The organism is Bradyrhizobium sp. 155 (assembly GCF_023101105.1).
Classification (GTDB): Bacteria; Pseudomonadota; Alphaproteobacteria; order Rhizobiales; family Xanthobacteraceae; genus Bradyrhizobium; species Bradyrhizobium canariense_D.
In genome coordinates, this window is sequence record NZ_CP064704.1 from 3,570,388 (window position 1) to 3,593,451 (window position 23,064).

At 63.7% G+C, this 23,064-nt stretch carries 21 protein-coding genes and 1 pseudogene; 15 read left to right on the forward strand and 7 right to left on the reverse strand.

What is annotated here, in order from left to right:
- The first annotated feature begins 4 nt into the window (after positions 1-4).
- The 4 genes from IVA93_RS17430 to IVA93_RS17445 are packed head-to-tail and all read left to right on the forward strand — an operon-like array spanning position 5 to position 3,858.
- Positions 5-928: an ABC transporter permease gene (locus IVA93_RS17430; protein ID WP_018455074.1), complete on the forward strand. Its 924-nt coding sequence runs from the start codon at positions 5-7 to the stop codon at positions 926-928.
- Positions 925-1,746, forward strand: coding sequence for an ABC transporter permease (locus IVA93_RS17435; RefSeq protein WP_007603580.1), 822 nt, complete (start codon positions 925-927; stop codon positions 1,744-1,746). Before IVA93_RS17430 ends, IVA93_RS17435 begins: the two co-directional genes overlap by 4 nt.
- Positions 1,743-2,723, forward strand: a complete 981-nt coding sequence (locus tag IVA93_RS17440) for an ABC transporter ATP-binding protein (protein ID WP_204511344.1) — start codon at positions 1,743-1,745, stop codon at positions 2,721-2,723. Before IVA93_RS17435 ends, IVA93_RS17440 begins: the two co-directional genes overlap by 4 nt.
- Entirely contained in the window at positions 2,716-3,858 is a 1,143-nt protein-coding gene (locus tag IVA93_RS17445) for an ABC transporter ATP-binding protein (RefSeq protein WP_247370263.1), read from the forward strand. Before IVA93_RS17440 ends, IVA93_RS17445 begins: the two co-directional genes overlap by 8 nt.
- On the opposite strand, the gene IVA93_RS17450 is transcribed toward IVA93_RS17445, so the two are convergent.
- Positions 3,773-4,396 carry a LysR family transcriptional regulator gene (locus IVA93_RS17450; RefSeq protein ID WP_026232872.1) on the reverse strand — a complete coding sequence of 208 codons (624 nt, stop codon included), beginning with the start codon at positions 4,394-4,396 and terminating at the stop codon, positions 3,773-3,775. The two genes, IVA93_RS17445 and IVA93_RS17450, sit on opposite strands and share 86 nt — an antisense overlap.
- Positions 4,397-4,525: 129 nt before the next feature.
- On the opposite strand from IVA93_RS17450, the gene IVA93_RS17455 reads away from it, so the two are divergent.
- Together IVA93_RS17455 and IVA93_RS17460 are read left to right on the forward strand one after the other, a co-directional pair.
- Positions 4,526-4,918 (forward strand): RidA family protein, encoded by a 393-nt coding sequence (locus IVA93_RS17455; RefSeq protein WP_247370264.1) that lies wholly within the window; start codon positions 4,526-4,528, stop codon positions 4,916-4,918.
- 41 nt (positions 4,919-4,959) lie between these two features.
- On the forward strand, positions 4,960-5,664 hold the full coding sequence (locus tag IVA93_RS17460; protein ID WP_204511342.1) for an L-2-amino-thiazoline-4-carboxylic acid hydrolase: 705 nt from the start codon (positions 4,960-4,962) through the stop codon (positions 5,662-5,664).
- A gap of 326 nt (positions 5,665-5,990) precedes the next feature.
- Here IVA93_RS17460 and IVA93_RS17465 read toward each other — a convergent pair whose 3' ends face one another.
- The 4 genes and pseudogenes from IVA93_RS17465 to IVA93_RS17480 all read right to left on the reverse strand — a co-directional run bounded on the left by IVA93_RS17465 (position 5,991) and on the right by IVA93_RS17480 (position 10,108).
- Complete coding sequence (locus IVA93_RS17465; RefSeq protein ID WP_085353317.1) at positions 5,991-7,019, reverse strand: ABC transporter permease; 1,029 nt, start codon at positions 7,017-7,019, stop codon at positions 5,991-5,993.
- A gap of 12 nt (positions 7,020-7,031) precedes the next feature.
- Positions 7,032-8,534 carry a sugar ABC transporter ATP-binding protein gene (locus tag IVA93_RS17470; RefSeq protein ID WP_231188447.1) on the reverse strand — a complete coding sequence of 501 codons (1,503 nt, stop codon included), beginning with the start codon at positions 8,532-8,534 and terminating at the stop codon, positions 7,032-7,034.
- A gap of 6 nt (positions 8,535-8,540) precedes the next feature.
- Positions 8,541-9,563 carry a sugar ABC transporter substrate-binding protein gene (locus IVA93_RS17475; RefSeq protein ID WP_247370265.1) on the reverse strand — a complete coding sequence of 341 codons (1,023 nt, stop codon included), beginning with the start codon at positions 9,561-9,563 and terminating at the stop codon, positions 8,541-8,543.
- A 141-nt stretch (positions 9,564-9,704) separates the two neighbouring features.
- Positions 9,705-10,108 (reverse strand): annotated as a pseudogene (locus IVA93_RS17480) (globin).
- A gap of 476 nt (positions 10,109-10,584) precedes the next feature.
- Here IVA93_RS17480 and IVA93_RS17485 point away from each other — a divergent pair.
- From IVA93_RS17485 to IVA93_RS17520, 8 genes are all read left to right on the forward strand, one after another.
- On the forward strand, positions 10,585-10,959 hold the full coding sequence (locus IVA93_RS17485; RefSeq protein ID WP_247370267.1) for a DUF2946 family protein: 375 nt from the start codon (positions 10,585-10,587) through the stop codon (positions 10,957-10,959).
- Positions 10,960-11,043: 84 nt separating this feature from the next.
- Positions 11,044-13,251, forward strand: coding sequence for a TonB-dependent receptor family protein (locus IVA93_RS17490; protein ID WP_247370269.1), 2,208 nt, complete (start codon positions 11,044-11,046; stop codon positions 13,249-13,251).
- 122 nt (positions 13,252-13,373) lie between these two features.
- A complete protein-coding gene (locus IVA93_RS17495; protein WP_247370273.1) occupies positions 13,374-13,892 on the forward strand; it encodes a copper chaperone PCu(A)C in 519 nt (172 codons plus the stop codon).
- A 32-nt stretch (positions 13,893-13,924) separates the two neighbouring features.
- The gene (locus IVA93_RS17500; RefSeq protein WP_018455060.1) at positions 13,925-14,443 is read left to right on the forward strand and encodes a YcnI family copper-binding membrane protein; all 519 of its coding nucleotides are present in this window, start codon (positions 13,925-13,927) and stop codon (positions 14,441-14,443) included.
- A complete protein-coding gene (locus IVA93_RS17505) occupies positions 14,443-16,005 on the forward strand; it encodes a copper resistance CopC/CopD family protein (protein ID WP_247789891.1) in 1,563 nt (520 codons plus the stop codon). The genes IVA93_RS17500 and IVA93_RS17505 overlap by 1 nt, the downstream gene beginning before the upstream one ends.
- A 153-nt stretch (positions 16,006-16,158) precedes the next feature.
- Positions 16,159-17,478, forward strand: a complete 1,320-nt coding sequence (gene proS, locus IVA93_RS17510) for a proline--tRNA ligase (RefSeq protein ID WP_085394834.1) — start codon at positions 16,159-16,161, stop codon at positions 17,476-17,478.
- Positions 17,479-17,568: 90 nt separating this feature from the next.
- On the forward strand, positions 17,569-18,849 hold the full coding sequence (locus IVA93_RS17515; RefSeq protein WP_018455057.1) for a lipoprotein-releasing ABC transporter permease subunit: 1,281 nt from the start codon (positions 17,569-17,571) through the stop codon (positions 18,847-18,849).
- Positions 18,850-18,856: 7 nt separating this feature from the next.
- Positions 18,857-19,558, forward strand: coding sequence for an ABC transporter ATP-binding protein (locus IVA93_RS17520; protein WP_018455056.1), 702 nt, complete (start codon positions 18,857-18,859; stop codon positions 19,556-19,558).
- 77 nt (positions 19,559-19,635) lie between these two features.
- On the opposite strand, the gene IVA93_RS17525 is transcribed toward IVA93_RS17520, so the two are convergent.
- Positions 19,636-20,715, reverse strand: coding sequence for a zinc-binding dehydrogenase (locus IVA93_RS17525; RefSeq protein WP_018455055.1), 1,080 nt, complete (start codon positions 20,713-20,715; stop codon positions 19,636-19,638).
- A 107-nt stretch (positions 20,716-20,822) separates the two neighbouring features.
- Here IVA93_RS17525 and IVA93_RS17530 point away from each other — a divergent pair, with 107 nt between their 5' ends.
- Positions 20,823-21,596 (forward strand): helix-turn-helix transcriptional regulator, encoded by a 774-nt coding sequence (locus tag IVA93_RS17530; protein WP_018455054.1) that lies wholly within the window; start codon positions 20,823-20,825, stop codon positions 21,594-21,596.
- A 27-nt stretch (positions 21,597-21,623) separates the two neighbouring features.
- On the opposite strand, the gene pdxR is transcribed toward IVA93_RS17530, so the two are convergent.
- The gene (pdxR, locus tag IVA93_RS17535) at positions 21,624-23,042 is read right to left on the reverse strand and encodes a MocR-like pyridoxine biosynthesis transcription factor PdxR (protein ID WP_247789892.1); all 1,419 of its coding nucleotides are present in this window, start codon (positions 23,040-23,042) and stop codon (positions 21,624-21,626) included.
- Between the last annotated feature and the right edge of the window lie 22 nt (positions 23,043-23,064).

Here is a 23,064-nt window from a genome sequence, read left to right on the forward strand (position 1 = left end):
GCCGATGCTCTCCTTCCTGTTCCGCCGCCTGCTGCAGACCATTCCGACCGTGCTCGCAGTGGTGGCTCTGGTGTTCGTGCTGTTCAGCGTCGTTCCCGGCAGCATCGTCTCGTCGATGAGCGACGATGCCGATCCGCAGGTCGAGCTGCGCATGAAGAAGCAGCTCGGGCTCGACGATCCCGTCTATGTCCGCTTCGGCGCCTACATCGCCAAGCTTGCGACCGGTGATTTCGGAACGTCGTTCCGGACGCGCGAGCCTGTGACGTTCATGATCGCCAAGCGGATATGGCCGACGCTCCAGCTCATCTTCACCGCCATGGCGTTTTCCGTCGTGATCGGTGTTCCCCTGGGTTTCATCGCCGCGCTGAAGCCGGGGGGTATCGTCGACACGCTGGCCATGGTCGTGGCGGTATCAGGCCTTTCGATCGCCAAATTCTGGCTCGGACTGGTGCTGATGTACTTGTTCGCGTTGAAGCTCGGCTGGCTGCCGAGTTTCGGCTATGGCGATGGCGGACTGAAATATCTGATCCTCCCGGCCGTGACGCTCGGCGTCTCGCCGATGGCGCTGTTCGCGCGGACGACACGCGCCGCGGTCCTCGAGATCATGACCGCGGATTTCGTCCGCACCGCGCGCTCCAAGGGCATGAGCGAGACCCGAGTCGTGAAGTGGCATGTGATGCGCAACGCGCTTGTCATCATTCTCACCACCGTCGGCCTGCAGTTCGGCGGGCTGATGGGGCAGGCGGTCGTGGTCGAGAAACTGTACTCCTGGCCGGGCATCGGCTCGCTGCTGGTCGACAGTGTCCTGCAGCGCGACATTCCGGCCGTCCAGGGCTCCATTCTTGTCGTGGTGCTGTCCTTTCTCGCTATCAATCTGCTGATCGACGTGCTCTACGGCGTGATCGATCCCAGGATCAGATACGCATGAAGCTCCGCGCCAATCTCATCATCGGTGGCGCGCTGTTCGCGCTTGCGATCCTGGTCGGCCTGCTCGCGCCATGGCTGGCGCATACCGATCCTGTCCTGGACGCCAATCTGCTCAACGCGGAAGAGCCTCCGAGCTGGACTTGGTGGTTCGGCACCGACGACCAAGGCCGCGACATCTATTCCCGCGTCGTCTATGGCGCGCGGGTTTCGCTGACGGTCGGCATCGTCTCGCAGCTCATCAATAGCGTCATCGGCGTCGCGTTGGGCCTGAGCGCCGGCTATTGGGGCGGCTGGTGGGACGATGTCGTCAACGGCCTGACCAATCTCATGCTCGCGATCCCCTCGCTGATCTTCGCGTTGGCCATCATGGCGGTGCTCGGTCCCGGCCTGACCAGCCTGCTGATCGCACTCGGCTTGACCAACTGGTCCTTCACGTGCCGGATCGCGCGGGCCTCGGCGCTGTCGCTGAGGAGCCAGGGCTATGTGCAGGCCGCGACCGTGCTCGGCTACGGCGATCTCCGCATCATGATCACGCAGCTGCTGCCGAACATGCTAGGGCCGATCGTCGTCATCGGCACGCTCGGCATGGGCAGCGCGGTCTTGTCCGAAGCCGCGTTGTCGTTCCTCGGCCTCGGCGTCCGCCCGCCGTTTCCGAGCTGGGGCAGCATGTTGTCGGATGCCCGCGATCAGATCACGACCGCGCCGTGGCTCTCGGTGTTTCCCGGCCTTGCGATCTTCCTGACGGTGCTCGGCCTCAATCTGCTCGGTGACGGCCTGCGCGACATTCTCGATCCGCAATCGCGGAGCCGGCGCACATGACCCGCACGCCGCTGATCGAAGTCGAGGATTTGCGTATCGATCTCGACGATGGATCGCGGCGCGTTGCGGCGGCCGAGGGCATTTCATTCCGCATCGATCGCGGCGAGACGTTCGGCCTTGTCGGCGAATCCGGCTGCGGCAAAAGCATCACGGCGCTGGCCTTGATCGGCCTGTTGCGGCAGCCGTTGTCGATCGGCGGCGGTGTCATCCGGTTTGAGGGACGGGAGATCCAGCACCTTTCAGCCGCCAGGCAACGGGATCTGCGCGGCAATCGCATCGCCATGATCTTCCAGGAGCCGATGACGGCGCTCAACCCGGTCTCGCCGGTGGGCCGGCAGATCGCCGAGATGTTCGTGCTGCACAAGGGCAAGAGCTGGCGGGAAGCCGATAGACTGGCGGTCGAGGCGCTGGCGAGCGTGCGCGTTCCCGCCCCGGAGCGGCGCGTGAAGGATTACCCGCACCAGCTGTCCGGCGGCATGCGCCAGCGCGTGATGATCGCCATCGCGCTCGCTTGCGGTCCGGATCTCCTGATCGCCGACGAGCCGACCACGGCGCTCGACGTTACCGTGCAAGCCGAAATCATCGAGCTGATGCGGAATCTGTGTGCCGAGCGGGGAACCGCAATCCTGATGATCAGCCACGATCTGGGGCTGGTCGCCAATGTCTGCCGCCGCGTGGCCGTGATGTATGCCGGCCGCATCGTCGAGGAGCGCGGCTCGGCCGATATTTTCCGGGCACCCTCGCACCCCTATACGCGAGGCCTGGTTGCCTCGCTGCCGCGGCTCGGCAGTCGCGCAGCGCTTGGCCGCAGCCGCCTGACGGAGATCGCGGGTGTGGTCCCGGCCATCACGAATTTCCCCAACGGCTGCCGGTTCAATCCGCGTTGCGCGCAGGCGACCGATATTTGCAGGACCACCCCGCCGGAAGCGGATTTGCTGGACGCCGGCGGCCTGGTCAGGTGTCACCACCATGCATGAGCCGCAAGCTAGTTTGGTTGAAACACGGCCGGACGACGATGTCATTCTCAGCGTCAGAGATCTCGCGGTCCATTTTCCGCTCGGAGGCGGCCTGCTCGGGCGCGGCCGGCGGCTGCTCCACGCCGTCGACGGCGTCGATCTCACCCTGAAGCGGGGCGAATGCCTCGGCCTCGTCGGCGAGTCCGGCTCCGGCAAGTCGACGGTCGCATTGTCGATCCTTGGCCTCGTGACCCCGACGCGCGGCCGCATCGTGCTGGACGGACAGGACGTGACCAACCGACCATCCGGCGATCGGAAGGCGCTGGCCCGCATCGTGCAGATCGTGTTTCAGGATCCCTACGCCTCGCTCAATCCGCGCCAGACCGTTCGCCGCACGCTGGAAGATCCCCTGCGCGTGCATGGCGTCACGGCCAAGAGCGAGATCGACGACCGCGTCGCGAAGATGCTGCGGCATGTGGGCCTGCGGCCGGAGCAGGCCGACCGCTACCCGCATGAATTCTCAGGCGGCCAGCGCCAGCGCATCGGCATTGCGCGTGCGCTGATCCTCAATCCGAAGATCGTCATCTGCGATGAACCGGTCTCGGCGCTCGACGTCTCGATCCGCGCCCAGATCATCAATCTGCTGCTGGAATTGAAGGAAACGCTCGGCCTCTCCTACATCATGATCAGCCACGATCTCGGCGTCGTCGAACACATGAGCGACAAGGTCGCCGTGATGTATCTCGGCCGCATCGTCGAGAACGGCCACTGGCGCGAGATCTTCGAACGGCCCGCGCACCTCTATACGCAAGCCCTGATCGCCGCCATCCCCGATCCCTTGCGCCATGCGCCGCTGGCGACGACAGGGGGCGACCTTCCCAACCCGCTCAATCCGCCGAACGGATGCGCATTCAGCCCGCGATGCCGGTATGCGGAGGCTGTGTGTCGGCGCGAGCCGGGGCCTGTGCTGGAGACGCGAGCCGACGGGCACGCGGTGAGGTGTTGGCGAAGTGACGAAATTGGTGCAGCGAGCGTCGCTCTATCTCCGTTACCCTCCGTGCCGGTCGAGCCTATCGTCTGCCACCAACCAGACGAGGGCGGCGATTCGCTATCGAGTTCTCCGCCGGCAGCGCACGCAGCCACGCGCGAAAACTGACGATCTCCGGACAATCCGCGGTGCCTTCAGGCGAAACCAGCCAATCACCCAAACCCGATCCCTGATCGATCCGGTCGCAGCGATAGCCGGGATGGTGGCCGAGGCCGCGGGCGAGCAACAGGTCGACCTTGCCTTCGACCAATTCGTGCAGGCCGGCCGGGTGCAGCACCCGCAAGCCGATCTCCGCATGCGTGCTGCGAAACGCCGCCAGGTCGAGGCGGCGGAGGTCGAAGCCGCCATGGATGCCCAATTGCAGCAGCACCGCACCTGCCGGTTTCAATTGCGAGGTCGCCTCCGCAATGTGGCGAAAGCCTTCGGAGACGCCGGGCAGATAGGCCTGACCGGCGACGGTGAGGACGAGCTGCTTATGCAGCCGCTCGAAGAGCTGCACGCCGAGGCGCGCCTCCAGCGCCTTCACCTGCTGCCCCACGGCGGCGGGCGTCACGTGCAGCTCGTGTGCGGCCAGTTTGAAGCTGAGATGCCGCGCGGCGGCCTCGAAGGCGCGCAGCGCGTTGAGTGGGGGAAGGGCGTAGGTCATCGGGCTCCATTTTGACACTGATGGGCTGTGGCCTTGCAATAGATTTTCTTGCGCTGAACCGCAGCAATGATGCTTTGCGGAGCGGTGATGGCGCCGGATACGGTCCGACCCGCAATCCGGAGAAACCTCGTGCCCCCAGCTCACCTCGTCAGCCACAATCCCGCAACAGTCCATGCGCCTGCCGGCGGCTACTGCATGGGACTTGAATTGACGCAGTATCGCCGCCTGTTGTTCATCAGCGGCCAGGTGCCGGAGAGACTCGACGGCACCGTGCCCGAAGGTTTCGAGGCGCAGTGCGAGCAGGCCTGGCGCAATTTGATCGAGGTGCTTGCTGCCGCCGGCCTTGGCATCGCGCATCTGGTCAAGGTCACCACGTTCCTGACTGACCGCAATCAACTCGTGACCAACCGCTCCATTCGTCGCGCGATGCTGCGCGAACACCAGCCTGCGCTGACGGTCGTGATCGTCGAGACCGTCGACAGCAAATGGCTGCTGGAGATCGAGGCGATCGCCGCGGAGTGAACCAGCCGACTTTGCAATGAGCCAATCATATCGGGTGTCCCATGGCTGAGATCATCCATCCGTTTTACGAAGCGCATCGCGGTGCAATGGAGGCCGCCATGCGCGATCGGCTCGATTTGGCCGAAGCGATGTTGCGTGAGTGCGCGCAACTTTCCGAGATCGACGAGATCAGGCGCGAGGTGATGGACGAGTTCGAAATCGTGCTCACCCAAATGCCCTATGTCGGCGGCGCGGCAAGCCGCATGAGCGATTTCTTCATGCGTCTGATGGGTTTTATGGCCATCAGCCGGGTGCTGCGGCGCCACGGCGTGCCGGTGCCTGTGATCGGCGAGATCGAGCGGGAAACCTACAAGGCGCAATTGCTCACCGCGCCTGAAGCGGAGCGTCTCGCCTCAGGGCGTCAATTCATGTCGCCGGAGAACCAGGCCTTGCTGCGCGAGCAGGCGGCAAGAAGCGCGACTGAAAGCCATCAGACCGAATTTCCGGAAGATTTCGTCTACGATTTCGTCGAGCCTGATACGGGTGACAGTTTTGAGTTCGGCATCAACTACAAGGCTTGCGGCTTCTGCAAACTCGCGGCGCGCCATGGCGACAAGGACATTTTGCCGAACATCTGCGGGCTCGATTTCGTTGCCTACGCAGCGCGAGGCATCCGGCTGGAAAGGACACAGACGTTAGCGGGCGGTGCGAGCCACTGCAATTTCCGGTTCTCGCGGCTTGCGCCGGATGAGAAAGCGGAGAGCTAAGCCGCGTTCTCATGCTCCGCGATCGAGGTGAGGCTGGATTGCCCCTGCTGTCACGTCGTCATTGCGAGCGCAGCGAAGCAATCCAGAATCTTTCCGCGGCGGCAGCCTAGATTGCTTCGCTGCGCTCGCAATGACGGAGTTTGGGGAGCGACCCTGAGCCCATCCGCGCCCGCTGCCACGATGACATCCTGCTCCTGTTTTGCCCGACGAGTCAAATGCCGCCACGGTCGCAGCTACACAATTTCGGGTTTTTGTAAGTCGTTGAATTCCCTCACAGTCTCTACTGTGCATGGGGTTGTTTTCGCGCTTTTTGTTTTGAGGGGCGGCTATTCCACCGCTTTCTCCCTCAGCCGCTGCGCATAAACATTGATCACCAGCGCTGCCAGCAGGATCAGGCCGCGGATCAGGATTTTCAGGAAGCTGTCGATGTTGACGTGGTCGAGGCCGTTGTTGAGAACACCGAGAACGAAGAGACCGACGATGGTGTTGCCGATGCCGCCGCGGCCGCCGAACAGGCTGGTGCCGCCGACGACGACGGCAGCGATGGAGTCGAGCAGATAGGTGTCGAACTCGTTCTGCTGCGCGCTGCCGAAATGAGCGACACCGAGCATGCCGCCGATCCCGGAGCACACCGCCGAAATGACCATCACCGCGCCGAGGATGAGCTTGACGTTAAGGCCGGAATATTCGGCCGCCTCGCGGTTGCCGCCGACCATGTAGACGTAGCGGCCGAAGCGCGTGTAGGTCAGCACCAGATGTCCCAAGAGGAGCATGATCGCGGCGACGATGACGATCCATGGGATGCCGCCGATCGATCCGGAGCCGAGCGTGGTGATCACGCCGGGCACCTTGTAGGCGATCTGGCCCCGCACCAGCAGCGCCGAGATGCCGGCCGCGATCTGCATCATCGCCAGGGTCATGATGAAGGAGGGGATGCCGATCACGGTCAGTCCCAGCGCATTGACGAGGCCGAGAAACGCGCACAGCAAAATGGCCAGCAGGATCGCTGCGGCCCCGGGCAGGGGAATGTTGGGAATGTTGACGTAGGATTCCTGGAGCGTGAAGTAGGCGACCGCGATGCCCGTGACGTTGGCGATGCTGGCGATCGAGAGGTCGATCTCCGCGCAGAGGATCACGAAGGTGAGGCCGACGGCGATGATGCCTGTGACGGAGACCTGCGTCAGGATGTTGCCGAGATTGTCCAGCGTCGCGAACGACGGACTGGCCAGCGCGAAGAAGCCGGACAGGAAGATCAGCGTCAGGAACGGGGCGATGTTGCGCATCTGCGAGCGCAGGAAGGGCGCAAGCCCTCGCGTCCGCTGCCCCGCCGCCAAAGCCGTGTCACTGCTTGCCATGGTGCTTCTCCGTCACGCCGCTTCCAGCAGGCGGTCCTTGCTGACCGGCTCGTTCTTGAATTCGCGCACCAATGCGCCGCGCTTGAGCACCAGGATGCGGTCGGCCAGCGACAGCACCGTTTCCGGCTCGGTCGACAGCACGATGATCGCGAGCCCCCTGGCGCGGAGATCACGGACGATGTTGATGACGTCGTTCTTGGCGCCGACATCCATGCCGCGAGTGGGCTCGCAGAGCACCAGCAGTTTTGGCGGATAGGTCAGCCATTTCGCCAGCGCGACTTTCTGTTGGTTGCCGCCGGAGAGCATGCCGAGATCGAGGCCGACCACGGGCGGCCTGATCTGGAGCTGCTCGACCTGGCGCTTTGCGATGTCGCGCTCCTGCGCCGGCTTGAGCAGCAACGCCGAGATGCGATCGAGGATGCTGATCGAGATGTTCTTGTAAACCGGCTCCTGGTGAAACAGCATCGCGCGCCGGCTCTCCGGCACCAGCGCCACCCCGGCGCGCCGCGCCGCCGCCGTGCTCGCGAAGGTCTTGGGCTTGCCCTCGACAGCGAGCGTGCCGCCGTCCGGCTTCAGCTTGCCGAACAAGATGCGCGACAGCTCCTGCTGGCCGCAGCCCATGAAGCCGTAGATGCCGAGCACTTCGCCGGCGCGCGCCTCGAAGGAGATGTCCTTCAGGCTGCGGGCCAGCGACAGCTGGTCGACCCTTAGGACAACCGAGCTGTCGCTCGGTTGGGGCAGCATCAAATCGTCGCTGTAGCTGTGCTCGAGCGCTTCGCCGCCGCGGCCGATCATGGCCTCGATCAGCGCGCCCTTGTTGGTCGCGGCACTTGCCGTCTCCGCGACCTTCCGCCCGTTGCGGAACACGGTGACCGTGTCGGACACGCGCAAGATGTCCTCGATGAAATGCGAGATGAAGACGATCGCCGTGCCTTCCTCGCGCAGGCGCCGCAGGGTCGCGAACAATCGCTCGACCTCGGGCGGAGAGAGGGCGGACGTCGGCTCGTCCAGGATGACGATGCGCGCGCCGGAGAACAGCACGCGCGCGATCTCGATCAGCTGCTGCAGCCCAATCGGGAGGTCGCCGAGCCTGCTCATCGGATCGACGTCGATGCCGAAGCGGGCGAGCTGCTCGCCGGCCTCCCGCGCCATCCGCCGCCATTGCACGAGGCCGAGCCGGTTGGTCGGCTGGTTGCCCAGAAACACGTTCTCCGCAACCGTGAGGTCGGGCGCGACCGACAGCTCCTGGTGCACCATGGCGATGCCGGCGCTGTGAGCGTCGCGGGCCGAGCGGAAATGCGTCTCCTGTCCGTCGATCAGGAAGCGACCCGAGAATTCGGTGTGCACGCCGGCGATGATCTTCATCAGCGTGCTTTTTCCCGCGCCGTTCTCGCCAACGAGACCATGGATCTCGCCGGGTGAGAGCGCGAAGTCGACACCACGAAGCGCCTCGACGCCGCCGAAGCTCTTCGTGATGCCCTGCAGTTCCAGAATGGGCGAACGATCCTCTCGCATGGAGGCTCAGATCAGGAAGTGATCCTGCATCCACTGCATGCCGGCGGCGTTGGCCTTGGTCACGACCGGACCGTCGGTGACGACGTTCTTCGGGATGCCCTGTCCGCTCTTTTCGCCCCCGACCACGGCGGAGACGCCCGCAATGATGGCGCCGCCATGAATGCGGCAGGACGGATTGCGCACGGTGGCGAACATGCGGCCTTCGCTGACGGCCTGGATCGCCGGCGGCATCGCATCCACACCGCCGATCAGGATGTTGGTGCGGCCCCGCGCCTTCATGATGTTGGCGGCGGCGAGCGCCATGTCGTCATTGTGGAAGAACGCCGCGTCGATCTGCGGATACTTCGTCAGGTAGGTTTCCCAGAGACGCGCGGTCTTCGACACATCCCAGTCGGCCGGCTGGGTGTCGAGCACCTCGATCCCAGGGAATTGCTTCACGACATTGTTGAAGCCCTTGGCGCGGCCCTGCGCGCCGGTGTGGCCGAGGGCTCCTTGCGTCATGATGATCTTGCCCTTGCCGCCCATGGCGTTGCACAGCGCCTGCGTCACCGAGGCGCCCATGAACTCGTTATCGGGGGCGAGGAAGGAGTGGACGTTGATCTGGTCGAGCGGCGCAATCAGCGTGTCCATATCGATCACGGGCGTGCCGGCGTCGATCATCTTCTGCACCGGCTGGGTGAGCGTGCCGATGCCAAAAGCCTGGATCGCGACGAAGTCCCATTTCTGCGAGGCCATGTTGTCGATCGCCGCGCGTTGCTTCACGGCATCGAGCTGGCCGTCGAACCAGGTGACCTCGACATTGAACAGCTTGCCCCAGAATTCCGCGGCCTGCTTGCCCTGCGCGCACCAGGTCGCCTGGAGGCCCGCGTTGGAGAACGCCGCCTTCAGCGGCTTCTCGCTTCGTCCGACTTCGGCTGCAAGGGCGGCGTTTATGCCCATGCTGCCGAGGATGGCAGTCGCGGCGCCGGCGGTTGCTGCCGCCTGAAGAAGATCGCGCCTCGTCGTCGAGAAATCTTTCGTCCCGGACATCGCTCGCTCCCATACAATTCTATCTCGGCGCGTCATTGATTGCGCGACCGATGTTCGAAAGTGTCTCACAAGAGTTGGTGCCACTCAATCCGCAATCAACGGCGGGGTCGCCGCGAGCCCGTGTTGGTGCAGCGCAAAGCGTCAGGCCTGTACGGCGGCGAACGCGTCGATCTCGATGAGCAATCGGTGCCATGCCTGCGCCATGCCCGGCGACCATTCATCGCGGAGAAGATCGCGCAGCGTATCCCTGATGACGGCGAAGAAGGCGATGAACAGCTCGCGCGGCGTGCCGTAGCCATCGTGCGATACGACCTCGCATGTGATCAGCCGGAATTGCCCGCGGCGATCACCGGCGAAGTCGAGAATCGCCTCGATCGTGAGTGCGAGCATCGATCCCATCACGATCTCGCTGCCTAGCGTGCGGAACATCGCCCGGGTTTCGGGATGCTGCTCGAACAGCCGCGATAGACGAGTGGCGTGAGATCGATGCAGCGCGAGGCTGCAAGTTCAAAGCTCTGTTCGATCGGATTGGGAGAAGGATTCATCGGTGCTTTAGCCCCGCAGACAAAAAAAGAGCGGGGCCCTAGCCCCGCTCGAAAATTGTGTCGACCCTATTATCCCCGATTCTAAGATTTGATCTTGATTGGCGGGGCGACGCTGCATTTTGCGCGTCAGGGGCTCCTCCCGAGACTTGGACCACCAGACTTCGACCTCGCGGCCAGCCTGAGCAAAAGGATGCTAGATCAACTTTTCTCACTTGTCATCATTTTCGGCAACGAATGTTCAAAATTCGAGCAATTGACGAAATGATCGGACGGCCGGCCGCATAAGTGTATGACAAATATAAGAAATCTGTGGATGGGCCAGGTCTCGACTGCCTCAAATCCCGGAGGTCCCCTCCCTTGGGCCGGCCGGACCACAGTTTCCGGGGAATTTGCGCTGGACCAAGAAGGCGGCGGAACCGGGCTCGACTTGGCCATCCGCCGGTGTTTAGTTAGTAGACGAACAAACGGTTCAGCGGATGCGCGCACGGCTGCAAAAATTCCTACCTCTGGTCCTGCTTGCCCTAGTGATGCAGGTGCTGGCGCCGATTGCCGCCTGTCTGGCGGCCGGCCAGGCCGTGGCCGATCCGCTGTCCGCCGCCGTCATCTGCCACAGCGCAGGCGAGCAAGGCGGGCTGAACGATCCGGCGGGTACGCCGGTCGCACATGCCGGTGCGTGTGCCCTCTGTTGCCTGGCGCAGGTGGGCGCGTCGCTCGATTCGCCGCCGCACGCCGCACTCTCCGTTCCCTTGCGCCACGCCCAGCGCGTGGTGTGGCGCGCGGCGGAGGCATTCGCCGGCGCGGCCCATAAGGGCACAAACGCCCAGGCGCGCGCCCCGCCTCAATTTTCCTGACGACTCTCGTGATCGCCGCGGTCCGCCGCAGGCGATTGATGCTGTCGAATGGCCGGAGAGAAAGCCCGGCGTCAGGAATGCCCTATGTTACGTTGTCATGCCCGCCGTGGCGTGAGCGTCGTTGCCATTCAGGCCGCGCTGCTTGCGTCGTCGAGCGGAGCCTTTGCCCAAGACAGCAGCGCAGTGCTGCCGCCAATCACGGTTGAGGCGCCTCACCAGAAGCGTACGCCGGCGGTCCGACCGCCACGCAATTCTGCGCGATCGGCCCGCATCACCCGAAGCCTGCGAACGACCCCATCACCGCAGGAAACCGTGAGCGACCAGAGTGCAGGGGCTCCGGGTGCCCTGACGGTTCTGACTGCTCAACAAGCGCTGGCGGAAATTGACCAGACTCCGGGCGGCGTGGCGCTCGTGTCGGCCGAGGCGTACAGGAACTCGACGCCGTCCAACACGATCAAGGATGTTCTGGATTACGTGCCCGGCGTGTACGCCCAGCCCAAATGGGGCGACGACACCCGTCTTTCGATTCGCGGATCCGGCCTGTCGCGCAATTTTCATCTGCGCGGCGTGCAGCTCTATATGGACGGCATTCCGATCAACACCGCGGATGGCTATGGCGATTTCCAGGAGATTGATCCGAGCGCCTACAAATATGTCGAAGTCTTCAAGGGCGGCAATGCGCTTCAGTTTGGCGCCAATTCGCTGGGGGGCGCGATCAACTTTGTGACCCCGACTGGCCGCGACTCGTTTCCGAACGGTGTATCCTTCGATGTCGGAGGATTCGGCTACAAACGACTTCAGGCGAACGCGGGAGGCGTCAACGGGCGGTGGGATGGTTTCGTGACCGCTTCCGCGCAGGCCGCAGACGGATTTCGCGATCAGAGCTTCGGCTCGAGCAACCGTTTGAGCGGTAATGTGGGCTATCAGTTCTCCGCGGATGTCGAGACACGGTTCTACCTCAATGCCAACGAGGTGCGGCAGCGAATTCCGGGTACCGTGACCAAGACGTCCGCTTTGACCGATCCGGAAGCTGCTGCACCCGCGAATGTTGCGATGGATCAGCAGCGCAATATCGATACTGTCAGGCTCGCCAACAAAACCACCGTTCGTTTCGATGATACCAAAGTCGAATTCGGCGCCTTTGGCGTCGATCGCCATTTGATGCATCCGATCTTCCAGTGGCTGGACTACCGTTACAAGGACTACGGCGGATTCGCGAAGATCACGGATGACCGCACCATTGGCGGCTTCCGCAACAAGTTGGTCGCAGGCGTCAATGTGCTGAACGGCAGCATTGACAACCAGCAGTTCGCCAACATTGGCGGGCAGAAGGGCGCACTGCTTTCTTCCTCGATCGATCGGTCGGAGAATATTTCCGCCTATGTCGAGGACAGCTTCTACGTCCTTCCAAATCTTGCGCTGATCGGCGGCACGCAATTTCTCTACGCGACCCGCAATCGGCAGGATCGCTTCATCAGCGACGGGGATCAATCGGGGGCAACGCGCTTTAATCTCTGGTCGCCGAAAAGCGGTCTGTTGTGGCAAATCGATCCGGCTTGGCAGGCCTTCGCCAATGTCTCGCGGAGTGCCGAGGTGCCGAGCTTCGGCGAAAGCGCGATCGGTCTCGGCATTCCGACGATCCCGTTCACCAGCATCCGCCCGCAGATTGCGACCACGTACGAAATCGGGACTCGCATGAAGCGATCTGATTATGCCTGGGAACTGACTGCCTACCGGGCCAACATTCGCGACGAATTGCAATGCCTCTATAGTGCTTTCGGCAATTGCAATGTGACCAATGCCGACCGCACCATCCATCAGGGCGTCGAGGCCGGCGCGGGCGCAGCCATCTTTCGTGACATCTTCGTCAATGGCCCGGCGCCGGACAAGATCTGGCTAAATGTCGCCTATTCCTTCAACGACTTCCGCTTCGACAAAGATCCGATCTTCGGAAACAATCGATTGCCGGGAGCCCCAACTCACTATTTGCGCACGGAGCTTCTCTACAAGCACCCTACCGGTTTCTATGTTGGACCCAACGTAGAATGGGTGCCACAGGCCTACTTCGTCGACAGCATGAACACGCTGACGACAGAGCCTTACGCCCTGTTGGGATTGAAAGCCGGATTCGACAATGGCGGCCCGATGTCTGCCTACATCGAGGGGCGCAATCTCACCAACAAGACCTACATAGCCAGCGCCAGCATCATCGATCGAGCGACGGCGACGTCAGCATTGTTTGAGCCGGGTACTGGAAGAGCAGTATACGCTGGAATGAGGTATCGATGGTGACGCTCTATGCTCGGCTCCGCGGCAGGCCCGCATTCCGAATGCCGATGCTGACGGCGGCGGAAAGTGATCGCAAGAATGCAGGGCCATTCTTGGCCCGATCAATCGAGAAAGAGGCAATCAACATGAAGAATATCGGACGAACTCTCCTTGCAATTTCACTGTTGCTGACCGCCTGTGCCGTCGCGCAGGCCGAGGACATCAAGGCCGGCGATCTCGTCATCTCGCAACCGTGGAGCCGGGCGACGCCGGGCGGCGCCAAGGTCGCCGGCGGCTATCTCACCATCGAGAACAAGGGCACAGTGGCCGACAAGCTGGTCAGCGTTTCCGCGGATATCGCGGGGAAGGCCGAGGTTCACGAGATGGCGATGGAGAACGGCGTGATGAAGATGCGCCTGCTCGACAAGGGCCTGGTGATCGATCCCGGCAAGACGGTGAAGTTCGCCCCCGGCGGCTACCACCTCATGCTCCAGGAGCTGAAGGGCCCCTTCAAGCAGGGCGACAAGGTGCCAGTGACGCTTCAGTTCGAGAAGGCCGGCAAGGTCGCCGTTTCCCTCGACGTCCAGGGCGTCGGCGCGCAGGCGCCCGGCGACAGTGGGCACATGATGAAGAAAATGCCTGATCATTCTGGAATGAAGATGTGACGAGCATGATCTGGACCTTTGGGAGATCCAATATGTCGAAGCGAACCTGGCTGATTGTTCTGAGCGTATTTGCGGCAACGCCAGCGACTGCGCACGTCTTCCTCGAAGGCAAGCAGGCAACCGTGGGGGGATCGTACAAGGCCGTCTTCGCTGTCCCGCACGGTTGCGCCGGCTCGCCCACGGTGAAAATCCGGGTGCAGATCCCGGAAGGCGTGATCGCGGTGAAACCGATGCCGAAGGCGGGCTGGAGTGTTGACGTGGTCGAGGGCAAATATGCCAGCGAATACGACTATCACGGCAACAAGCTTTCGTCCGGCGTCAAGGAGGTGACCTGGTCCGGCGGTAAGCTGCCGGACAAGAACTATGACGAGTTCGTCATGCACACGGCCCTGACCGACACGCTCAAACCGAACACAATCCTGTACTTCCCCGTCGTCCAGGAATGCGAGACCGGCGTCAGCCGCTGGATCGAGATCCCCGCGGAGGGGGCAGGGCATTCGCACGAGGGCAAGTCACCGGCGCCGGGCGTAAAACTTCTGCCAAAACCCTGATGCGCCTGCTCGCCGCGCTGGCGACGCTGCTTCTCGTTGTCGGCTTCGCGACCGGCGCCTCGGCGCACGCGGCGCTCGTCGCGGTCGAGCCGGCGAGCGGCAGCATGCTCGCGAGCGCGCCGAAGGCGGTGGAGTTGCGCTTCAATGAGACAGTGACGCCGGGCGCGATCCGGCTGATCGACGGCGCGGGCAGGGCGCGGGATGATGTGCGCGTCAACGCATCGGGCGAGACCATCTCGGTCGCGATGCCGATGGACATGCCGCAGGGCACGGCGGTCGTCAGCTATCGCGTGATCTCGCAGGACGGTCATCCCGTCACGGGATCGGTGATCTTCTCTATCGGCACGCCGACGGGGACGCAACCTCCCGCAAACGCCGATCGCGGATTGAACGTGCTGATCTGGCTGGCGCGGGTCGGTCTCTATCTTGGCCTCTTCGTCGGCGTCGGCGGCGTGTTCTTTGCGCGCTGGGTTGCGTGGTCGATGACGGGCATAACCGTCCCGCGTGTGGCGCTCGCCATCGGTCTCCCGAGCGCGGTGGTGTCCCTTGGCGTGTTGGGGCTTGATCTCCTCGGGCTACCGTTGTCGGCTCTCGCGACGATGGCTCCCTGGAAAGTGGCATTCGGGACCAGCGCGGGCCCCGCCTTGCTCGTGGCCGTCGCTGCAATGCTGTTCGCATTGCTGGCGCTAGGCAGCGCGTGGTGCGCGCGCGCTCTGGCCATTATTGCCTTCGTCGGCGTCGGCTTGTCGCTGGCAATGACCGGGCACGCCGCTACGGCACCGCCCGAACTGTTGACCCGGCCGGCAATCTTTCTCCATGGTCTTGGTGTTGCCTTCTGGATTGGAGCCCTCGCACCGCTGGTCGCCCTGTTATCGAAGCGGCTCGCCGTGGCATTGCCTGTCGTGAACCGCTTCTCTCGCCTCGCCGCGCCGGTCGTTGGTGTTCTCGCATTGACCGGCCTCGCGCTCGCCATCGTCCAGCTTGAGGATCCGTCTGCATTGGTCGAGACCCGCTACGGGCTCATCCTCTCGATCAAGCTCGCGCTGGTCCTCGTGCTGTTGGCGCTTGCCGCGCTCAACCGCTTCCGCCTGACCCCGGCGCTCGCGGGAGATCACAAGGCTGCGCCGGCCCTGAAGCGCTCGATCGTGATCGAATGCGCCATCGCGCTCGGCATCTTCGCCGTGGTCGCCGGCTGGCGCTTCACGCCGCCGCCGCGGACGATCGTTCCGGAGACCCCGCTGGCGATCCACATCCACACCGACAGGGCGATGTTTCAGATCCTGGTCTCGCCGGGTAAGGCGGGTATCGACGATTTCGTGCTGCAGCTCATCACTGGCGAGGGGGCGGTGCTGGAGGCCAAGGAGGTAACGCTGACGCTGAGCCTGCCCGAACGCGGCATCGAGCCGATGGAGCGGAACGCCTCGCTCGGGCCGGACAGCTACTGGCACGTGCGCAAGGTCGAGCTGCCCTTTGCGGGCCGCTGGCATGTGCGGATCGACGCGCTGGTGAGCGATTTCGAGAAGATCACGCTGGAGGACGAGCTTGAGGTGGCGGCGCCCTGAATCGGGCTCTTCGGCACATCACGTCGAATCTGAAGTCGACGGAAAAATGACAGGAATTCCGCTGTGTTAGCGGGTTTTCCTCATTCCCGGTCTTGTGTTTTGGCTCCCAATCCGGTTTCACTGCAAGTCATCACTGATTCCTCGAGTATTGCCATGCGGTTGTCGCGGTTCTTTCTGCCCATTCTGAAGGAAAATCCGAAAGAGGCGGAGATCGTCTCGCATCGGCTGATGCTGCGTGCCGGCATGATCCGGCAGGAGGCCGCCGGCATCTATGCCTGGCTGCCGCTCGGCTTCCGCGTGCTCAAGAAGATCGAGCAGATCGTGCGCGAGGAGCAGGACCGCTCTGGCGCGCTGGAACTGTTGATGCCGACGCTGCAGCTTGCCGACCTCTGGCGCGAGAGCGGCCGCTACGATGCCTATGGCCCCGAGATGCTGCGCATCGCCGACCGGCACAAGCGTGAGCTGCTGTATGGCCCGACCAACGAGGAAATGATCACCGAGATCTTCCGCGCCTATGTGAAGTCCTACAAGAGCCTGCCGCTGAATCTCTATCATATTCAATGGAAATTCCGCGACGAGCAGCGTCCGCGCTTCGGCGTGATGCGCGGCCGCGAGTTCCTGATGAAGGACGCCTATTCATTCGACCTCAACGAGGCCGCGGCGCGCGTCGCCTACAACAAGATGTTCGTCGCGTATTTGCGCACCTTCGCGCGGATGGGGCTGAAGGCTATCCCGATGCGCGCCGAGACCGGCCCGATCGGCGGCGATCTCAGTCATGAGTTCATTGTGCTGGCCGAGACCGGCGAATCCGGCGTGTTCATCAATCGCGACGTGCTGGACCTGCCGGTGCCGGGCGAGGACGTCGACTATGAGAGCGATTTGACGCCGATCATCAAGCAATGGACGTCGGTCTATGCGGCGACGGAAGACGTTCACGACGCCGCGCGCTTCGAGCAGGAAGTGCCCGCGGACAAGCGGGTGAACACCCGCGGTATCGAGGTCGGGCAGATCTTCTATTTCGGCACGAAGTATTCCGAGGCGATGAAGGCGCTGGTGGCAGGCCCCGACGGTGTCGACGTGCCGATCCACGGCGGCTCCTACGGCGTCGGCGTCTCGCGCCTGCTCGGCGCCATTATCGAGGCCTGCCATGACGATGCCGGCATCAAATGGCCGGAGGCCGTTGCCCCGTTCCGCGTGTCGATTCTCAACCTCAAGCAGGGCGATGCCGCGGTCGATGCGGCCTGCGAGAAGCTCTATGCGGAGCTGTCCGCCAAGTGCGTCGACGTGCTCTACGACGACACCGACCAGCGCGCCGGAGCCAAATTCGCCGCCGCCGACCTGATCGGCATTCCGTGGCAGATCATGATCGGGCCGAAAGGGCTCGCCGACGGCAAGGTCGAGCTCAAGCGGCGAAGTGACGGCGCCCGCGAGATCATGTCGCCTGCGGACGCGGTCGCAAGACTTGTGGGCTGATAAGGCTGGTCGGCTGAATATTGTTCATCGCCCGAGATCGCGGCCGCCAATCCGGCCACATTTGACCCCGAATCATGGGACTATCGAGCGATGGATGAGACCATGACCGAAACTGTTCAAACCGCGCCTTTTGCGCCATTCGAGTGGATGCTGTCGGGGCGTTACCTACGGGCGCGCCGCAAGGAGGGATTCATCTCGGTCATCGCTGGGTTCTCCTTCCTCGGCATCATGCTGGGCGTGGCGACACTGATTATCGTCATGGCCGTCATGAACGGCTTCCGCAAGGAGCTGCTCGACAAGATACTCGGGCTCAACGGCCACATCCTGGTCCAGCCGCTGGAATCGCCGCTGACCGACTGGAAGGACGTCGCCGACCGCCTCAGTCAGGTCCAGGGCATTCGGCTCGCCGCGCCCGTGGTGGACGGCCAGGCGCTGGCGTCATCGCCGTGGAACGCCTCCGGCGTCCTGGTGCGCGGCATCCGCTCCGACGACCTCAACAACCTCACCTCGATCGCCAAGAACATCAAGCAGGGCTCGCTCGAGGGTTTTGATGACGGGCAGGGGGTCGCGATCGGCCGGCGCCTCGCTGACCAGCTGTCGCTGCACGCCGGCGACAGCATCACGCTGGTCGCGCCAAAGGGCGCAGTCACGCCAATGGGCACGACACCGCGCATCAAGCCGTACAAGATCGCCGCGGTATTCGAGATCGGCATGTCCGAGTATGATCTCGGCTTCGTGTTCATGCCGCTCGCGGAGGCGCAGGCCTATTTCAACCGCAGCAACGACGTCACCTCGATCGAGGTCTTCACCACCAATCCGGATCAGATCGTCGCGTTCCGCCAGGCCGTGACGGAGGCGGCGGGCCGGCCGGTGTTTCTGGTGGACTGGCGGCAGCGCAACTCGACCTTCTTCAACGCGCTCCAGGTCGAACGCAACGTGATGTTCCTGATCCTCACCATGATCGTGCTGGTCGCCGCGCTCAACATCGTTTCCGGCCTGATCATGCTGGTGAAGGACAAGGGCAGCGACATCGCGATCCTGCGGACCATGGGGGCCTCGCAAGGCTCGATCATGCGCATCTTCCTGATCACGGGCGCCTCGATCGGCGTGGTCGGTACGATGGTCGGCTTCATCGTCGGGCTGGTGATCTGCCTGAACATCGAATCGATCAGGCAATTCCTGTCCTGGCTGACCAGCACCGAACTGTTTTCGCCAGAGCTATATTTCCTGTCGAAGCTGCCCGCCGAGATCGACATCGGCGAGACCTCGGCCGTCGTGATCATGGCGCTGACGCTGTCGTTCCTGGCGACGCTGTATCCGTCCTGGCGCGCCGCGCGCCTCGATCCCGTCGAAGCGCTGCGGTACGAGTGAGGGGCTGATGGAGCAGCAGGGGGCGGAAGATGTACCGGTCATTTATCTCCACGAGATAAAGCGACAGTACTTGCAGGGCGAGGTGCCGCTGACGATCCTCGACGGCGCCAAGCTCGCGCTGTGGGCGGGCCAGTCCGTCGCGCTGGTGGCGCCGTCAGGCTCGGGCAAGTCGACGCTGCTGCACATTGCGGGTCTGTTGGAAGCGCCCGATTCCGGCGAGGTCTACGTCAATGGCGCGCCGACCTCGCAACTGCCCGACATCGAGCGCACCCAGCTTCGCCGCACCGATATCGGCTTCGTCTACCAGTCCCACCGGCTGTTGCCGGAGTTCTCGGCGCTGGAGAACGTCATGCTGCCGCAGATGATCCGCGGCCTCAAGAAATCCGAGAGCGTCAAGCGCGCCAAGGAGATCCTTGGCTATCTCGGCCTCGGCGAGCGCATCACGCACCGTCCGTCCGAGCTGTCGGGCGGCGAGCAGCAGCGCGTTGCAATCGCGCGCGCGGTGGCCAATGCTCCGCGGGTGCTGTTTGCGGACGAGCCGACCGGCAATCTCGATCCGCACACCGCTGACCACGTCTTCCAGGCCCTGATGCAGCTCGTCAAGGCGACCAAGGTCTCGATGCTGATCGCGACCCACAACATGGAGCTCGCCGGCCGGATGGACCGCCGCGTGTCGCTGTCGAACGGCCAGGTGGTCGAGCTCGAGTAAAAACCGCGAAAACAACCCCATGCACAGTAGCCAAGTGCTTGGGCGCACTGACGAAAAAAATGGTGCTCCCGGGAGGTTCAAGGCCGGATCACCGTCAATTTGAACGGCCCGCCATTGGCTGCGGCATGGGCTACCGCCTCATTGGCGTGGTCGAGGTCGAAGGCCGTGGCCTCGTACTCCTCCAGCCTCAGCAGTCCCGCGCGCACCAGCGCGATCAGGCGGCTTGCCGCATCCGGCGGATACATCCAGACGCCGTGGATGCTGATGCAGTTGCGCATGATCCAGGGGTAGGGCAGCTCGAGGCCAGCGCCGCCGGCCATGCCGACGCCACCCATCAGCACGACGCGGCCATTGGGGCGCACCGTCATGATCGCCGCGCGCACCACATTCGTGCTCACCGAGGGCGGCATGATGTCGAGCACGCAGTCGATCGGCCCGGGCGCCGCACGCTTCATGCTCTCGCGGTCGTGATCCTCGTTGCCGGAGAGTTTGACCGGCTTCACGCGATCGCCGAAACGGCGGACGAGGTCGGCCAAGATCTTGTCGTTGCGGCCGGGCGCGACCACGCAGGCCGCGCCCATCGCGAGCGCGACGGAGACGGCTGCGCTGCCGAAATTGCCGGTGGCCCCGCTCACCAGCACGGTCTCGCCGGGCTGAAGGCTGGCGGCGAGAAAGCCGCCATAGGGCACCAGCAGCGTCCCCAGCGCGCACCATCGCGTGGCGTCCTCCGACGCGATCGTGCCAAGCCGTTTGACGTTCTCCGTCGGCACCCGCATCTGCTCGGCGAACGAGCCATGGCGAAAATGCTGTTGCAGGCGCATGGCGCCGGCACCGGGGGCAGTGAGTCCTTGCAGGGCAATGTCGGGCGCTGCGGCGTCGTCGCGCGAGCGCACCGTCGGGTCGCAGAACACCCAGTCGCCAACGCTGAGCTTGGTTGCGTCCGGGCCGATGGCGCGCACCCGGCCGATGCCGCCTGGCCCCGGGATGATCGGCAGGTCGAGGGCATAGTTGCGTGCCCCGCTGAAGACCTCGTTCATGTAGGACAGCACCCGCGTTGCGATGACGTCCACGATGACCTCGCCCGTGCCGAGCACAGGGTCCGCGGCTTCCTCAATCGCAAGCGGCGATCCAAATGATTTCAATACGGCAGCTTTCATGATCTCACCTCAAAGTGGGTTGAAGCCCATATGCGCCGCCTTTCCAGGCCCAGGAAGGCCTGGTATTATCCTAGTATTCCCCAAGCCCTCCATCGAGGCACGTCACCATGGCCGACCCACGCCGCGTCGAATTCGGCGACTTCCTCAGGTCCCGCCGCGAAAAGCTGTCGCCGAAGACGGTCGGGCTTCCCGCGGGCCGGCGGCGTCGCACGGCGGGCCTGCGCCGCGAAGAGGTGGCGCAGCTCGCCGGCATCGGCGTCGACTGGTACATCCGCCTCGAGCAGGGCCGCACCGTCAGCCCCTCGGTCACCACCGTGGATGCGCTGGCGCGAGCGTTGCGCCTCAGCAAGACCGAGCACGCCCATCTCAAGGCACTTGCGCGCGACGGCGATAGGCGCGCGTTCACGCGCGAGATCGTGCCGCCCCCCGTTCGGCGGATGATCGAGAGCCTGGCGCAGCCGGCCTATGTCACGGGGCGGCGCTGGGACGTGCTGGCCTGGAACGCGGCGGCCGAGGAGATCTTCGGGTTCGGACAATTGCCCGAGCAGGACCGCAACACGCTGCTGCTGGTCATGACGAACAAGCAGACGCGAAAATTCTACGGTGCCGGCTGGGCTGACATCGCCAAGAGCATGGTCGCGATGTTTCGCGCCACTCACGACGTCTGGGCCGGCGATCCCGCCTTTACGGAATTGCTGACGCGGCTGCGCCAGGGCAGTCCGGAATTCGTCAAATGGTGGGAGGCGCACGAGATCCGCAGCACTGCCGCGGGCCTCAAGATCATGAACCATCCGACCAAGGGCGTGCTCCGGTTCGAGCACACGAGCTTTCAGGCCAATGACGATCCGGCGCTGAAGCTCGTGATCTACACGCCGGTGTAGATTGCGGAAACATGGGGTCGAAGCTCGTCACGTATGACGGTCGATGATCTGAAGGAGCCGATCGCAGGACGCCTCGATCCTCTTGGGGGGAGATGTGGCGACGCCCAGCAACAGGCCGGATCGCGCCGAGGCCGCGGACGCATGCCATAGCGACAGGGGCGTGGGCGCCAACCCAAACGATGCTGCTTCCCTCGCGATCGCGACGTCGGAGGTTCCGTCCGGCAGTCTCAGGACCGCGGCCAATCCGGCGATCGCAACGTCCTTCGCAACGTCCTTGGCGCGTGCCTTCAAATATTTCAGCAGCGCATCGCCTTGCGCGGCATAGGCCCGCTTCGTGCGTCGAAGATGCCGCAGATAGTGGCCGTCGCGGATGAATTCGGCGGTTGCGAGCTGTACGGAGGGCCCGGGCGCCGGAGCGAGGCATGCCGCTACCTCGGCAAAACGGGATGCCAGAGAGGCGGGTGCAACGACGAAGCCCAGCCGCAAGGCAGGAGTCAGGGTCTTGCTGAACGACCCGATGTGAATCACGCGCCCGAAACGATCGAGAGAGGCGAGCGCCGGTGTGGCCCGCCCTCTCAGCTGAAGCTCGCTCAGATAGTCGTCCTCGATCACCCACACCCCTTCCTGGGCTGCCCAGTCGAGAAGACATGAACGTCTTGCCAGCGACAAGGTGGAGCCAAGCGGTGCCTGCTGTCCTGGCGTCACGACCACCAACGCAGCATCAGGAGCGTGTTTCAGGCCGTAACGGACGTCAATGCCGTCTACATCAACCGGGATCGGCCTGATCGACAACCTTGCAAGCTCAAGGCCGTGTCTTGTGAAGGGGAAGCCCGGGTCCTCCATCCAGACCTTCTTCTGCTCGAGGCCGAGAACCCGCAGTGCCAGTCCGAGGCCGCTGCTGAAGCCGCCGGTGATGATGATCTGCGACGGTGCACATTCGATCCCCCGCGCCAGCGCGAGATATGCCGCAATGTCGCGCCTCAATTCCAGCTCGCCGCGGGGATCCCGATAAATGGCCGGTGCGCTGGTTTCCGCGCGCACCGCCCGCGTGCGCATCCTCGAGAAGAGCTTGGCGGGAAAGGTCTCGTGAGCGGGCACACCCATTTGGAAAACGGCCGGTCCCGCAGTGAGCTCCTGGTACATCTCCATGAACGAGCCGGGGTGGGGAGCGGCTTCCTGCCGAGGGGTAAAGGCGGGTCGATCCGCAACACGCGTTCCGGTCGCGCGCGACGCGACGATCAGTTGCGCAGAGGAAAGTTTTTCGTAGGCCGATCGCACGGTGCCGCGCGCCACGCCCAGCTGAGCCGCCAAATCCTGCCATGAGGGCAGACGAGCTCCCGGAGCCAGCACGCCGCTCTCGATGGCAGCTCCGATACCTCTGCGGATTTGTTCCGCCAATGGCGTCTTCGCAGATCGATCGAGCTCCAGCTGCAGCGGTTTGACCATGCCCCCGTGGTACACGATTTTC